13 protein-coding genes are annotated in these 13,827 nt (G+C 69.8%); 1 reads left to right on the plus strand and 12 read right to left on the minus strand.

Annotated elements, in window-relative coordinates:
* Positions 1-39 precede the first annotated feature (39 nt).
* The 9 genes from LT970_RS13465 to LT970_RS13505 all read right to left on the minus strand — a co-directional run bounded on the left by LT970_RS13465 (position 40) and on the right by LT970_RS13505 (position 9,074).
* Positions 40-1,041 (minus strand): GNAT family N-acetyltransferase, encoded by a 1,002-nt coding sequence (locus LT970_RS13465; RefSeq protein ID WP_232688872.1) that lies wholly within the window; start codon positions 1,039-1,041, stop codon positions 40-42.
* A 53-nt stretch (positions 1,042-1,094) separates the two neighbouring features.
* Positions 1,095-1,973: a polysaccharide deacetylase family protein gene (locus LT970_RS13470; protein WP_232688873.1), complete on the minus strand. Its 879-nt coding sequence runs from the start codon at positions 1,971-1,973 to the stop codon at positions 1,095-1,097.
* Positions 1,970-3,097, minus strand: a complete 1,128-nt coding sequence (gene wecB, locus LT970_RS13475) for a non-hydrolyzing UDP-N-acetylglucosamine 2-epimerase (protein ID WP_232688874.1) — start codon at positions 3,095-3,097, stop codon at positions 1,970-1,972. The genes LT970_RS13470 and wecB overlap by 4 nt, the downstream gene beginning before the upstream one ends.
* Entirely contained in the window at positions 3,094-4,170 is a 1,077-nt protein-coding gene (locus LT970_RS13480; RefSeq protein WP_232688875.1) for a DUF354 domain-containing protein, read from the minus strand. Before LT970_RS13480 ends, wecB begins: the two co-directional genes overlap by 4 nt.
* A gap of 64 nt (positions 4,171-4,234) precedes the next feature.
* Entirely contained in the window at positions 4,235-5,011 is a 777-nt protein-coding gene (locus tag LT970_RS13485; protein WP_232688876.1) for a hypothetical protein, read from the minus strand.
* Entirely contained in the window at positions 5,004-6,431 is a 1,428-nt protein-coding gene (locus LT970_RS13490; protein ID WP_432419618.1) for a nucleotide sugar dehydrogenase, read from the minus strand. Before LT970_RS13490 ends, LT970_RS13485 begins: the two co-directional genes overlap by 8 nt.
* Positions 6,428-7,405 (minus strand): Gfo/Idh/MocA family protein, encoded by a 978-nt coding sequence (locus LT970_RS13495; protein ID WP_232688877.1) that lies wholly within the window; start codon positions 7,403-7,405, stop codon positions 6,428-6,430. The genes LT970_RS13490 and LT970_RS13495 overlap by 4 nt, the downstream gene beginning before the upstream one ends.
* Positions 7,402-8,496 (minus strand): DegT/DnrJ/EryC1/StrS family aminotransferase, encoded by a 1,095-nt coding sequence (locus LT970_RS13500; protein WP_232688878.1) that lies wholly within the window; start codon positions 8,494-8,496, stop codon positions 7,402-7,404. The genes LT970_RS13495 and LT970_RS13500 overlap by 4 nt, the downstream gene beginning before the upstream one ends.
* The gene (locus tag LT970_RS13505; protein WP_432419616.1) at positions 8,493-9,074 is read right to left on the minus strand and encodes an acyltransferase; all 582 of its coding nucleotides are present in this window, start codon (positions 9,072-9,074) and stop codon (positions 8,493-8,495) included. The genes LT970_RS13500 and LT970_RS13505 overlap by 4 nt, the downstream gene beginning before the upstream one ends.
* Positions 9,075-9,376: 302 nt before the next feature.
* On the opposite strand from LT970_RS13505, the gene LT970_RS13510 reads away from it, so the two are divergent.
* Positions 9,377-10,318 (plus strand): polysaccharide deacetylase family protein, encoded by a 942-nt coding sequence (locus LT970_RS13510; RefSeq protein ID WP_232688712.1) that lies wholly within the window; start codon positions 9,377-9,379, stop codon positions 10,316-10,318.
* Between the two features lie 533 nt (positions 10,319-10,851).
* On the opposite strand, the gene LT970_RS13515 is transcribed toward LT970_RS13510, so the two are convergent.
* The 3 genes from LT970_RS13515 to LT970_RS13525 are packed head-to-tail and all read right to left on the minus strand — an operon-like array spanning position 10,852 to position 13,767.
* The gene (locus LT970_RS13515; protein ID WP_232688713.1) at positions 10,852-12,033 is read right to left on the minus strand and encodes a carboxylate--amine ligase; all 1,182 of its coding nucleotides are present in this window, start codon (positions 12,031-12,033) and stop codon (positions 10,852-10,854) included.
* Positions 12,030-12,677 (minus strand): arsenate-mycothiol transferase ArsC, encoded by a 648-nt coding sequence (locus LT970_RS13520; RefSeq protein WP_232688714.1) that lies wholly within the window; start codon positions 12,675-12,677, stop codon positions 12,030-12,032. The genes LT970_RS13515 and LT970_RS13520 overlap by 4 nt, the downstream gene beginning before the upstream one ends.
* A complete protein-coding gene (locus tag LT970_RS13525) occupies positions 12,658-13,767 on the minus strand; it encodes a GNAT family N-acetyltransferase (RefSeq protein WP_232688715.1) in 1,110 nt (369 codons plus the stop codon). The genes LT970_RS13520 and LT970_RS13525 overlap by 20 nt, the downstream gene beginning before the upstream one ends.
* Positions 13,768-13,827: the final 60 nt, after the last annotated feature.

Here is a 13,827-nt window from a genome sequence, read left to right on the forward strand (position 1 = left end):
GTCTGCCGCTGCCGCGCCCGGCAGACTGGTTCGCCGCGCTCATCGGTTCACCATCCGGTAGGCGGTCTTCAGCGCGCCCATCCCCGCGCCATCCGTCTCCACGGTCCAGTACGGCTGGAGGTCCGCGCCGAACTTCGCCTTGTACTGGCAGAGGCGCTCGGTGTTCGCGCCCATCAGGTCGTATCCGGTCGCGCCGTTCGGCGACTCGGTGACGAGGTCCGAGACGATGTGCCAGTGCAGGAGGCCGTTGACGCTCACGCCGTCGTGGACGGCACGGGTGCCGCCCTGCCAGAAGTAGGCGTGGTCGTTCGAGTACAGCGCGGTGATGCCGCCGAGGAACTCGCCGTCGTCGTCTCTGGCGACGTACACTCGCGCGCGGTCGTCGAGGGACTCTACGAGGTCCTCGACGTACGGCCACTCCGGGGAGAGCGTCCGGTCCTGTTCTTCGTAGCGCTCCCGGGTCGTCTCGTACACCTCGCGTGCGCCGTCGACGCCCTCGACTGTCACCGCGACGTCGAGGTCCTCGGCGTCCCTGATCTCGCGCCGCAGGCTCTTCGAGAACGACCGCTTGACCTCCTCGGTGTCCGCGTCCTCGAGGTCGAGGACGTACGTGAACCCGGGCGTGACCGAGAACTCGTCCCAGACGAACGGCCGCGGATCGGGGTAGTTCGCGCCGCAGATGGCGCGGAACGCGGTGCCCCGTCCGTCCGCACCGAGGTCCGAGAGCACCTCGCTCGTGAACTCCCGGTTGACCTTCTCCTGCTTCCGTCGCTTCGGGCTCGCGGGCATCGTCAGCGGCCCGAGTCGCGGCACGCCCATCCCCGGTGGCGGGGACGTGATGGTCGTGCCGACCGGCCGTTCGTTCACGAACGTCGGCCACAGCGCGACCGGTCGGTCGCCCTTGAAGCCGCCGTACAACCGCAGCTCCGCGTCAGTGTGTCTGTCCAGCGCACCCAGCGCGTCGGGGGTGTGGAACACCTCGAACCCGCTGCTCGGTAGCGCGTCGCTGTACTCCTCCCGTGACAGTTGTTCCACTCGCATGCGTTTTACTGTTGACTTACGAACGTGTCGTATCCCGCTTTGTTAGCGCGTCCCTACGGCGCCGCCTCGGCGCCGGCTATCGATTCTTCGTCGGTGATACGCTCTGCGTACTCGCCGGGCGGCCCGACCCACGCCCCCCGGTCGAGGGCTTCCTCGACCAGGTGGCGGTAGAGCCGAGCGTACCCGGGGAAGTCCCGCGAGAAGTACCGCGGGTGCCAGAGGAAACTCGCGACCGCGTCCTCGCGCTCGGCCTCCGCGAGCAGGTCGTCGACGGCGTCCGTGGCCGCCGCGTAGTCCTCGCCGGGGTCGGGGAGGGCACACTCCATCGCGGTCAGCGGGAACACCACGAAGTCGTCGTCGAACGGCCGGAACGGCTCGTAACCGTGCCGGAAGCCGTACTCCGTGCTCGACCCGAGACTGGTGTCGTACCGGAACCCCAGGTCGCGTTGCGCGCGCCACGTCTCGGGCGCGTCGAGGTTGAGGTAGTGCTGTCGCACGCCCGTCACCGAACGGCCGAGCGCGGCCTCGACCTCGCGTTTCTCGGCTGCGAGCAACCCGGGGTCGTCGTACGAGTCGTAGGAGCCGTGGAGTCCGACCTCCCAGCCGCCGTCGGCGAGCCTCGACAGCACCTCGACGATGGCCGGGTCGTCGACGTCGTACCGCCCGAGGTACCGCGGCCAGCTCGCGGGCCGGAGCCACTCCCGGAACGGGAGCTCCCGCAGGCTGCGCTCGGAGAGCACGTACCACGCCGAGCGCACGCCGAGGTCGCGTTCCAGGCCCATCACGGTCGGGAACTGCCAGTACGGGTTCCGCCCGGGTAGCAGGTCGAGGACGTGCCGCGGGTTCCGGTCGCGGAGCGCGTAGTACGGCGCCTGGAAGGTCTTGCGCACGCGGTCGACGTCGTGGCTCAGCAGCACCGCGAACTCGCTCATTCTGGTGTGCCTCCGTCCGTCGAGCGGACCGGACTGCGTTCCTCGACGCTCGCTGCCGTGTCGCCTTCCGAGAGAACCGCCGCGATGCGCTCGGCGGCGGTACCGTCCCCGAACAGGTCGGGCTTCTCGTCGGGCACGTCGTCGGTCCCGAGTTCGCGCACGATGGCGTCCGGGTCGGACCCGACGAGCGTGTTCCATCCCGCTTCGACGGTCTCGACCCACTCGGTCTCCTCGCGGAGCGTGACACACCGCGTGTCGAGGAAGAACGCCTCCTTCTGGACGCCGCCGGAGTCGGTGGCGACCCGGGATGCGCCCTCGAGGGCGCGCACGAAGTCGAAGTACCCCAGCGGGTCGACCAGGGTCAGCCCGCTCTCGACGTCGTCGTAGAAGCCGTACTCGCGCAGGCGCTCCTCGGTGCGCGGGTGGAGTGGCAACACGACTTCGACCGGCGCCTCGACGAGTCCCGTCATGACGTCCGCGAGCACGTCGGAGTCGTCCGTGTTCTGCGCGCGGTGGACGGTGGCGAGCGCGTACTCGCCATCGGTCAGGCCGAGGTCGTCGAGCACCGTCGAGCGGTCGCGGGCGACGTCGCGCGCCCACAGCATCACGTCGAGCATCACGTCCCCGACCTGGTGGACGTCGCCGGTGACGTTCTCTCTCGCGAGATTCTCGACTGCGCTGTCGGTCGGCGCGAACAGCACGTCAGAGACCTGCTCGGCGAGCACGCGGTTGACCTCCTCGGGTTCGGACTGTTCGAAACTCCGGAGGCCGGACTCGACGTTCGCCAGCGTCACGTCGCGCTTCGCGGCGACGACTGCGCCCGCGAGCGTCGAGTTCGTATCGCCGTAGACGAGCACGACATCCGGGTCCTCGTCCTCGACGACCGCCTCGAAGCGCTCCAGCATCCGACCGGTCTGTCGGCCGTGGGAGTCGCTCCCGACGTCCAGGTTGTACGCGGGCTCGTCGATGTCCAACTCCTCGAAGAACACGCCGGACATCATGTCGTCGTAGTGCTGGCCGGTGTGCACCAACAGTTCCTCGTGGCCGGCGGCCGCGAGCGCCCGCGAAACCGGCGCGGCCTTCACGAACTGCGGGCGCGCGCCGACGACCGACGCGACCTTCATGCCGTCACCTCACGGCGGTCCGGCGAGCGCGTCTCGCCGCCGTGCTCGTAGACGAGATCCAGCATCAGGTCGGTCACGTCGATCTTCTCCTCGAGGAGGCGCTCTCGGCGGCGCTCCCAGCGGATGGGCGTCTCCGGGTCAGACACGAGGTCGCGGACTGCCGAGAGCGCCTCGTCGGGGCCGGCGGCGTTGACCAGCAGCCCGTAGTAGTCCTCCAGTTCGACGAAGTTGCTCATGTCGCCGTCGCCGACGAAGGAGTTTGAACGCACCGCGGGCGTCCCGAGGACCGCGGCTTCGGTCGCCATCGTCTGGGAGTCCCCGACGTAGAGGTTCGCGAACGCCAGCAGGTCGTGTATCGCGGTCGGGTCGCAGGGCAACTGGTGGGCCGCGAACTCCTCCGGGAGGTCGCCCTCGGTCGTGATGTAGACGGTGCCGCGGTCGTCCAGATACTCCACGAGTTCGCGCTTGGCCTCGCGGTCGAGGCCGTGCTCGCCGATGTCGTGGTGGGCCTCCCAGGAGACGAATCGCAGCACGTAGTACTCGTCGTCGGGGTCGACGCCCTGGGCGCGGAGGCGCGCCGGATTCGGGTCGAAGCGCTCCGGGTGGAGGTACGCAAGTTCGTGGTAGCCGTCGTAGCGCACGTGGCGCTCGTCGAGGTCGCACTCGATGCGCGACGGCGTCGCCATCGCGGAGACGAACGGGGTCGTGACGCGCGCCACCTTGTGTGTCTGCTCGTAGTCGTCGTGGAAGACGACGGCGCTCGCACCGGTGAGCCACGCGGCGTGCGCAGCGGACGGGTTGAGGTGGCTGAGCACGACGTCGGGGTCGAACGCCCGAGCCACCCGGGCCGTCCGGAGTTCCCTGACGGTCCACTCCCGCACCAGCCCCAGCGTTCCGCCCTCCCGCGCCGAGATGGGCGTGTGGGGGATACCGTACAGGTCGAGCAGGTCGGTCGTGAGGTCCTTCTCGCGGGACGTGACGTGGACGTCGTGGCCGTCCGCGCAGAGTTCGACGATGGCGTTCCGGAAGAGGTGGACGTGGGCCGGATGCGTGACGTCGACGAGTACTCTCATCGGTGACTCACCGGGTTGGCGTCTCCGGCGGTCGCGTTTACTGCGTTCGCGTCTGGTGTCCGTGTCATGGTAGCATGTGGAATCCGTACTTTACGGCGTTCACCGCGGAGTCTCGCGCGCGCTCCGCGACGTACTCGCTGTAACTGTCCGCCCAGCGGTTCGGGTGCGTGCAGAGGTACACCCGCTCGACCTCGCTGTCCTCGAGCAGTCCGACGAGGTCCCACGTGGAGTCGGCCTGCACCGGCTTCGCGCCGCCGTCGGTCGCGGCTGTCCGGGGCGCAGTGGTCGGCGCGCTGTCGCGCCACGTCCGCCCGGCATCCGAGAAGGATGCCTCGTCGTCGCCGTCCGGCAGACGAGACGCCTCCCCGAGCAGACCGTAGTCCGCGGGCGTCCGTTCGCCCCGCCAGATGTCGCGGTTGTCGCGGCCCGTCAGCGGGTTGTCGTGCACACAGACGGTGTCGACGGCGCACAACCGCCGGAGCTGTGCGAGGTTGTCCTCGAAGTGCCGGTGGGCCGCCTTCTGGTCTCCGTCCGCGCGGTCCACGTCCTCGTGGTGGTAGCCGACCTCGTGGCCGGCGTTTGCGACCTGCTGGACGACGCCCGTGCGGAACGTCTTCTTGATCGTCCGGAAGTAGTACGTCGCCCGGATGCCCCGCGAGGCCTCCATGCGAGCGGTAGCCAGGCTGTTTCCGGGTTTTCGGTCGACGTCGTGGCGGAGCACCACGAACCGCTCGGGCAGCGTCTCGCGGGTCAGGTACTCCCGCACGGTGAGGAGCTCGAAGCCCGCGTCGAGACAGGCGTCGAGCAGTTCGCCGTACGCGGCGAGCGTGAAATCACGCATCCTCGTCGCCTCCGTCGCCGCGCACGGCGCGTTCCTCGGCGTCGTCGTCCGCGGCGCTCACTCCCTCGTACCCGCGACCGAGCGTGTAGACGGTGTGGTCCGTGTCGGCGAGGTCGAGGGTGTCCCGGCCGTCCACGACCACCATCGGGTCGAACGCCGCCCAGTCGAGGTCGTCGAACTCGTCGTGGGGTGTGACGACGACCGCCGCGTCGATGTCCTCGGGAAGGTCTGCGAGCTCGGCGCGCTCGCAGTCGAAGGCGTCCCAGTCGGTGAGCACGGGGTCGACGCCGAGCACGCGCGCGCCGAGGTCGCTGAGCCCGGACACCACGCCCTTCGCGGGCGCCGCCCGGATCTCGTCGACCCCTGGGCGGTAGGTCAGGCCGAGCACCGCGACCGTCGCGTCCCCGATGGCGGTCCCGTCCTTCGAGAGCGCGTTGACGGTCTGGTCGACCGTGAACCGCGGCATCGAGTCGTTCACGTCCCGGGCGGTCTGGAGCAGCGGTGCGCTCGTCTCGAACTCTCGGATGAGGAAGTACGGGTAGTACGGGATGCAGTGACCGCCGACGCCCGGGCCGGGGTCGTGGATGTCACAGAACGGCTGGGTGTTCGCCACGCGGATTGCCTCCCGGACGTCCACGCCCGTCTCGTCGGCGAAGCGCGCGAGTTCGTTCGCCAGCGCGATGTTGACGTCCCGGTAGAGACCCTCGAACACCTTCACGGCCTCCGCCGTCGCGGCGTCCCCGACCGGAATCACGCGGTTGTCCGTAATCTGGTCGTAGACCACGCGAGCGACCCGGGTGCTCTCGTCGTCGACGCCGCCGACGACCTTCGGGTGGGTGCCCGTGATGTCCTCGAGGGCGCGCCCGGAGAGCGTGCGCTCCGGACAGAACGCGAGGCCGAACTCGCCCCGTTCCAGACCGCTCCCGGATTCGAGAGCGGGCAGCACGCGCTCGCGGCAGGTCCGCGGCGGCACCGTACACTCCACGACTACCGTGTCACCGGGGTCGAGTTCGCCCGCGATCTCGTCGACGACGGCGTCGAGGATGGAGAGGTCGGGGTCGCGGTCCTCGGTCACTGGCGTCGGCACGATGACGACGTGCCAGGACGCCTCGCTCGCCGCTTCCGCGGGCGAGTCCGTGGCGCGGAGCGCGCCGCGTTCCGAGAGGTCCCCAACGAGTTCCGGTAGCCCCGGTTCGCCAGTGACGTGGCAGTCGCCGTCGTTCACCGCCGCGACCACCTCGGGGTCGACGTCCGCGCCGACGACGTCCCCGCAGACGTCCGCGTACGCCGCGGCGAGCGGCAACCCCATCTTCCCGAGGCCGTACACCGCGACCGGCACGTCGCCCGCGCGGAACGCCGCGCCGAGCGCGTCGTCGCCCGCGGCCGTTCCGTACAGTCCCGAGCCGCGCGCTTCGCTCACTGCAGCGTCACCTCCTGTTCGTCGTTCGCGGCCGCCAACTCGTCGACCCGTTTCGCGATGTCGAGCACCCGGAGGCCGTCCGCGCCGGTAACCTCGGGCGTCGACCCGGTGCGCGCGGCGTGCAGGAACGACGACAGTTCGCGTTTCAGCGGTTCGCCCGTCTGCACCGTCGGGTGCTCGACGACGCTCTCCTGCCGGTAGCGCACGTCGCCGTCCGTCTCGACGTACTCCGGCAGCGAGTGGCGGTGGATCTCGACGTGCTGGCTCGTGTAGTCCACGTTCACGCGGCAGTCGTCGGCGGTCACCGACAGCTCGCGGACCTTCTGCTGGGTGACGCGACTCGCCGTCAGTGACGCCATCGTGCCGTCCGCGAACCCGAACGTCGCGGTGACGTGGCGGTTGTCCCGTGCGCCCACCGCGGAGACGGTCTCGACCTCGCTGTCGACGATCGACAGCAGCACGTCGATGTCGTGTATCATCAGGTCGAGCACCGCGCTGTCCTCGATGTCGCGGTCCGGCGGCGGGCCGACCCGCCGCGCGTCCACGGCGATGAGGTCGCGGTCGCCGACGACGTCCCGGAGCGTCTCCACGCCCGGGTTGAACCGCTCGACGTGGCCGACCTGGAGGGCCACCCCGGCGTCCTCGGCGCGCTCGATCAGCCGTTCGCCCTCGCTGCGTTCGGCGACGAACGGCTTCTCCACGAGCACGTTCACGCCCGCGTCGATGGCCTGTTCGGTCAACTCCGCGTGAAACGGCGTCGGCACCGCGACGACCACAGCGTCGACGCGCGCGAGCAGCGTCGCGACGTCGAGCGCGGGCACGCCGTACTTCTCCGCGACGTCCGCGGCGCGGTCCGCGTCGGCGTCCGCGACTCCGACGAGGTTCGCCTCCGGCAGTTCCCGGAGGACGCGAACGTGGTTCCGTCCCATGCTGCCGACGCCGACGACGCCCGCTCGGACTCGCTGGATGCTCATCGTTCCCCGTACTCCGTGACCGCGTTCGCCACTCGCTCCAGGTCGTCGCCGGACAGCCCCGGGTGGACGGGCAGCGACACCACCTCGTCGGCGAGTCTCTCAGCGACCGGCACGTCGGCGGCGACTTCGCTGTACGCGGGCTGCTGGTGGACGGGCGTCGGGTAGTAGACGGCGGTGTCCACGTCGGCCTCTTCGAGGTGTTCTCGCAGGCCGTCGCGGTCGTCCGAACGCACCGTGTACTGGTTGTAGACGTGCGAGGACCCCCGCGGCTCGTGAGGTGTCGTGACCGCCGACTCTCGCAGCAGGTCCGTGAGGAACGCCGCGTTCGCGCGGCGGTCCTCGACGAACCCGGGCAACTGTTCGAGTTGCGCGCGACCGATGGCGGCCGCCACGCTCGTCATCCGGAAGTTGTGCCCGACGTCTGCGTGGTCGTACGTCCCAGACCCCGTGCGTCCGTGGTCGATGAAACTCCGTGTGCGGGCCGCTATACCCTCGTCGTCGGTCGTGACCATGCCGCCCTCGCCGGTCGTCATGTTCTTCGTCGGGTAGAATGAGAAACACGCGGCGTCCGCGTGCGTGCCGACGCGCCGGCCGTCGTACTCGGCGCCGTGAGCCTGGCAGGCGTCCGCGAGCAGTGTGCAGTCGTACGTGTCCGCGACTTCGCGGAGCGCCCCCATGTTGGCAGGCAGGCCGAACAGGTGGACCGCGAGAATCGCGTCCACGGAGCCGTCCAGCCGGCGGATGAGGTCCTCGGTCGCGTACGGGTCGATGTTGTACGTCTCGGGGTCGACGTCCACGAACAGCGGCTCCGCGCCGACGTGCCGGACGGCGTTCGCGGTGGCGACGAACGTGAACGGCGTGGTGACGACGCGGTCGCCGGGACCCACGCCGGCCGCCCGCAGCATCGCGTGGAGCGCCGTGGTGCCGTTCGAGGTGGCGACGCCGTGGTCGGCGTCACAGTAGTCAGCGAACTCGTCCTCGAACGCGCGCACCTCGGGGCCGTCCGCGAGCTGGCCGCCGTCGAGCACGTCGATGACGCGTTCGCGTTCGTCTCCGTCGAGTCTCGGGTCTGCGATTGGTATCGTGCTCATCTGTTGGGGGCGTCGAGGGGGCCGGGGAGCGACTCGAACTCCGCGGGCGTCCCGACGGCGAGGGTCTCCGGTGGGACGTCTTCGGTGACGACCGCGCCGGCAGCGACGAACGACCGCTCTCCGACCGTGACGTCGGGGAGTAGCGTCGCGTTCGCGCCGACCGAGACGTCGTGTTCGAGCGTCGGGCCGACTAGTTCACACTCCTCGCGGAGTGGGTGCGGGTCGTTCGTGAGCGTCGCGTTGGGGCCGAGGAAGACGTCGCGCTCGATGGTCGTGTTCGTCGGGACGTACACGCCGGTCTGCATGCTCACGCGGTCGCCGACGCTCGTGTCGCCATCGACGACGGTCTGCGTGCCGACGACGACGTCGTCGCCGATGGTCGTGTCTTCGCGGACGAGCGCGTCGTGGCCGGTGACGAAATTGTCCCCGACGACGACGTTCGGATAGATGACCGTGCCCGAGCGTATCGTGGCGTTTCGGCCGATGACCGGCGGCTCGCCTCGACTCTGCCCGTCGGGGTCGCCGAGCGTCACGCCGGCCTGGATCACGCCGTCGGCGCCGACCGTAGCATCGGTCACGCCGGTACACCTCCTCGTTGCCAGTCGCGTCGTGTGCAACTCATGATGAATGGCCCGACACCGGTACTCGCGGCAGGCGGGCGTTACCCGAGCATGTCCACGTCCGAGCTTTGTTATGGGGAACCTGACCCCAGTAGGCGACTCGTTACGCCGCTGCCGCCGTCTGGCCGGCGAGAACGGCTGCTTCCAGGCCGTTAACACCGAGTTCGGCTGGTTCAGCCGTCCGCCTGGTCGCCGCAGGCAGTGACGAACGCCGGGAAATCACCCGGTTACTAAAGTGTGATAGGCCTGTCACCCTCCCCATGGGAACCGTCGTCATCAGCGTGGACGCCGAACTCGGCTGGGGCTTCCACGACCTCGCAAACCCACCAGCCCGCCGCGTCGCGGCCGCCCGGGGTGGCTGGCAGCGTCTCCTCTCGTTGTTCGACGCGCACGACGTGCCCGCGACGTGGGCCGTCGTCGGGCACCTCTTCGAGCGGCACTGCGACCGCACGCACGCCGACCACCCGCTCGGCCCCGACTGGTTCCGCCGGGAGCGCGGGTCGTGGCGCGACCGCCCCGACCTGCGGTTCGGGCGCGGACTCATCACGGACGTGCGGGACGCCGACGTCGGCCACGAGCTCGCCAGTCACACGTACAGTCACGTACAGTTCGGCGACGTGACGCGTGACGTCGCGCGGGCAGAGGTCGAGGCGAGCGTCGCGGCGGCACGCGAGTTCGGCGTGGACACTCATTCCTTCGTCTTCCCGCGGAACAACGTCGCCCACCAGGACGTGCTCGCTGACGCAGGCATCCGGTGTTACCGCGGCGCGAACCCGTCGCCCGCGTCGAGCGTCGAGAAACTCCGGAACGCGCTCGTAGACTCCCGGTCCCCCCCGCTCGTCCACCCGGAACGTGACGAACACGGCCTCGTCAACGTGCCGGCGTCGTTGTTCCTCTACGGGTTCGAGGACCGACCGCGGGACATCGTCACGCCAGTGCGTGGTGACCCAATTCTCCGTCAGGTAGAGGCGGGCCTCGACGCCGCCGCCAGCGACGAGGGCGTCCTCCACCTCTGGTTGCACCCGAACAATCTCGTCGACGCCTCGGCTGAACGTCGCATGAACCGCGTGCTGACGGCCGTGGCGGCGCACCGCGACGCGGGCGATGTGACCGTCGAGACGATGCAGGCGGTCGCCGAGCGGACGGCGTCCGCGTCCTCGGAGCGGGCGGCGGCCGGCAGGACGGCGCGACACGACTGCTGACAGACAGTCGAGGGTCACCGTTTCACACGGTCACGAACATTCGACGCGGTCACAGACGTTCGACGTGGCCACTTGCTGCTGATAGAATACCACAAGAACGTCGTCTAAGCCGGGATTAGTCCCGAACAACGAAGGGTTAGCGCTTGACCCATCGACAAAACGGGTGTATAACAACGACACTCTGGCGTGTAGCCGTTCACGGGTGTCCGCTCGTGGCGTCCGACGTTCGACGCGAGGCCCCGGGATAGAACGCGAGTCCGTGGTGCGGGGCACTGGCGCGGCCGAATCCGTTCGCGTCGCGGGACAGCACACAGGTGTGAGTCAACTCGACTGACGTTCTGGACCGCCGTCGCGGTCCGGGAACGTCACCGGAACCACCGCAGACACCCGAGGACGACGGCAGCGTAGCCGCGTCCGTCCGACGGTTTGCCGGCGCGGGGTCGGTCAAGTCACGCCGACAGCCTCCTCGAAGCCCGCGCCGGCCGCGCCGTCGCGCTTGGTCGGCACTCAATTTTTGGCGTTCCGTGCGCCGCCTACTGGGATGCGAGCAGTCGCACTGCCGTCGCGACGAACGGCCGCGGGTCGCGCCGCGACAGCACGTCGAAGTTGCGGTCGGTCGCGAGCGAGCGAGCGACGCGCGCCACTTCGCCCGGCAGCCACGGCGGCTCCTGGTGGGCGTGGTCGTCCGTGGCGACGCTGTAGAGGTAACTCAATTCGCCGGTGAGGACGTGGCTGCCGACGCCGACGCGGTAGGACTCGACGAGGTCCGGGGAGCGGCCGCGCGCGAGCTGGTAGTAGAGCCACGGGAAGTCGACGCCGGCGTGAACGGCGAGCGCGAGCGACCCCCAGAACCGGGGGTTCACCTCGAGCAGTTGCGGGGTGCCGTCGCGCTCGTCGCGCCGGAACTCCACCATCGCGGGGCCGTGCCAGTCGAGCTGTTCGAGCACGGCCAGTCCCGCCGAAGCGAGGTCTGCGTCCTCGGCTGATTCGCGGTAGACGCTCGCGCCGCCGCTGTAACTGTAACTGCGGACGCGGTGGTGTTGGAACGTCGCCACCGGCTCGCCGTGGTCGCACAGCGCGAAAAAACCCTGCTCGGGGCCGGCGGGGACGTAGGACTGCACGACCGGTACGTGGCCCATCGTCTCCACGAGGCGGTCGACGTCCGGCCGCTCGCCGTCGAAGAACTCCGGTTTCGCGCGGTAGTCGGCGCGGCCGTCCGCCACGAACACGCCGTGCCGTGGCTTCACGACCGTTCGCCCGCTCCAGTCGTTCCACTCGTCGAGCAGCGCGGTCTCCGGTCCAGCGACGCCTGCCTCGTCGGCGGCGGCGAAAAGACGCACGCGGTCACTCGCCGTCCGTAGCGTCTCCGGGTCCGCGACGGGGAGCGAGAGGTGGTCGTCGAGGGCGTCGCGGGCGTCCGCGAGCAGGTGGACGTCGATGTCCCGCAACGGCAGGAACGTCACCACGTCCTCGCGCGCCGCGACGTCGAGCACCGCGTCCCGGTACTCCCGGTACGCCGTCTGTGGATCCGGCACGGTGACGGTCTCCGTCGCGTGCTTCGATTCGAGTACGGGTTCGTCGCCGCGGTGCGAGAGCAGGACCGTGGGCACCCCGCGACGACCCAGCGACCGCACGCAGGCCAGGCTACCGCCGGCCTCGAGCGCTGGAATCAGCGCCGCCGGTATCTCGTCGCTGGCTCCTGTTCGCTCCCTCACGGTTCGACCGGTTCCGGCTCTTGGGCCGGTTCGGTCCGGTCGGCCTGGTCGGCGACCAGTGCGCGAACCGCCTTCGCGATGGTGCTGTAGGCGCGCTCGAACGCCGCCCGTCCCTCCCGGTCGGGGTCCGACACCTCGAAGGCGTGGGGTTGGCGCGTCGCGAGCGGTCGCAGGAAGAACGGGTCGCTCTCGGGGTGTGCCCGCGTCAGGTCGCGGTAGTTCCGCGCGTCCATCACGAACGCCACGTCGGCGGCCGCCAGGGCCGACTCGTCGAGTACCGTCGAGCGGTGTTTCGTGAGGTCGACGCCGTACTCCGCGGCGACGGAGACCCCCGGCGCGGGCGTCGGACGCCCGGTCCGCTGGATGAACCCCGTGGACGACGCGGTCAGCGGGACGCCGCGGCGCTCGGCCTCCCGCTCCGCGAACCGCGCGGCGAAGGGACTCCGGCAGATGTTCCCGAGGCAGACGAACAACACGTGGGGGTCCTCGGGGACCGCGTCGAGCGCCCGCTCGTGGTCGAGCGCTCGCGCGTCTGGCGTGCAGAGCAACCACGCGCGGACCGCCGCGAGGCGGAGGCGGCGTGCGCCCAGGGTCGCCAGTTCGTTGGCGCGCTCGGTCAGGTCCTCAGCGCGTATCGTGCTCACTCAGGTTCACCCGCCAGTTCCGGGGTTCGGTGAGGTCGACGCCCGCCGCCGACCACGGTTCGTCGCCGGCGACGTCGTATCCCACGAGTCGCGTGCGCGTCGTCGCGAGCGAGAGCGGCGGACGGTCGTCCCGCAGGAAGCCGTGGGTCGACAGCACGGACTCCGGAACGCTCCGCCCGGCGACGACGATCGTGTCGCTGTCGGCGTGGTCTGTGGTGACGCACGAGAACAGCGCGTTCAGGGCTCTCGTGCGCTCCCGTCCGCCGGAGAGTGGCATCACCTCCATCACGTTTGTCATCTGGCTGTCCACGGGTGCGCCGGTCCCCGTGACCAGGCCCGCCACCGGTCGGTCGCCGTCGCGGGCGACGTACGCGTGGTACTCCCAGTTCGGATTCTCGAAGCGCCACCCGTAGAACCGCTCGTCGCGGGACGCGTGGATGCTCGGCGGGACCGCTCGCTCGTACAGGGATTCCAGTAGGGCTGCGGGGATCGCGTCGTGGCGCTCGACGTCGAAGCCACTCGTGTCGCTCACCGCAGCGCGCGCGCCGAGAATCGCCTGCGCGCCGGACCGGAGGGCCGTGGCGAGTGGGCCGGGAACGTCCCTGTCGAGGAATCCAGTGGGGTTCTGCACGCGGTACGCCGTCGGCACCTTCGCGATGACCCGCCCGCCGGACTCCAGGTAGCCCGGGCGCGACAACGCGTTCGGGAAGTTGAAGCCGAAGGCCACCCCCTTGTCGGCGTAGTACTCGAGGGCGTGCTCGGTTGAGCGCTGGAACAGCCCGTTCCGGCGGTGGTCCTCATGGACCATCGTGTCGCCGAACCGGATCGCCGGCACCGTACGCCCGTTCACGCGCATCTCGAAGGGAACCTGGGGGCGCGCGGCGACGATGCCGTCGGTCTCGTGTTCGACGACGAACACGGGTATCTCGTCCGCGTAGGGGTTGTTCTCGTACTTCCACTCGAACCATTCGCGACTCCCGCCGCCGAACACGTCGTCGTAGAGTTCGAGGAACTCCTGGGTGTCGGCGCGTTCGAACGGGCGCGTCACGTAGCCGTCCTGGTGCTGTCGCGTACTCACCGCTGCTGCCATTGGAACCGCGTAGCCGTCTCGAGAGTATAGTTATGCGTTTGCTACGGCGGGCTCGTCCGG

The organism is Halobacterium zhouii, from assembly GCF_021249405.1.
GTDB lineage: Archaea > Halobacteriota > Halobacteria > Halobacteriales > Halobacteriaceae > Halobacterium > Halobacterium zhouii.

Excerpts from the sequence above, each read along its gene's own strand:
- LT970_RS13465 (WP_232688872.1), bottom strand. The coding sequence starts at position 1,041 with ATGCGAGTGGAACAACTGTCACGGGAGGAGTACAGCGACGCGCTACCG.
- LT970_RS13470 (WP_232688873.1), bottom strand. The coding sequence starts at position 1,973 with ATGAGCGAGTTCGCGGTGCTGCTGAGCCACGACGTCGACCGCGTGCGC.
- wecB (WP_232688874.1), bottom strand. The coding sequence starts at position 3,097 with ATGAAGGTCGCGTCGGTCGTCGGCGCGCGCCCGCAGTTCGTGAAGGCC.
- LT970_RS13480 (WP_232688875.1), bottom strand. The coding sequence starts at position 4,170 with ATGAGAGTACTCGTCGACGTCACGCATCCGGCCCACGTCCACCTCTTC.
- LT970_RS13485 (WP_232688876.1), bottom strand. The coding sequence starts at position 5,011 with ATGCGTGATTTCACGCTCGCCGCGTACGGCGAACTGCTCGACGCCTGT.
- LT970_RS13495 (WP_232688877.1), bottom strand. The coding sequence starts at position 7,405 with ATGAGCATCCAGCGAGTCCGAGCGGGCGTCGTCGGCGTCGGCAGCATG.
- LT970_RS13500 (WP_232688878.1), bottom strand. The coding sequence starts at position 8,496 with ATGAGCACGATACCAATCGCAGACCCGAGACTCGACGGAGACGAACGC.
- LT970_RS13510 (WP_232688712.1), top strand. The coding sequence starts at position 9,377 with ATGGGAACCGTCGTCATCAGCGTGGACGCCGAACTCGGCTGGGGCTTC.
- LT970_RS13525 (WP_232688715.1), bottom strand. The coding sequence starts at position 13,767 with ATGGCAGCAGCGGTGAGTACGCGACAGCACCAGGACGGCTACGTGACG.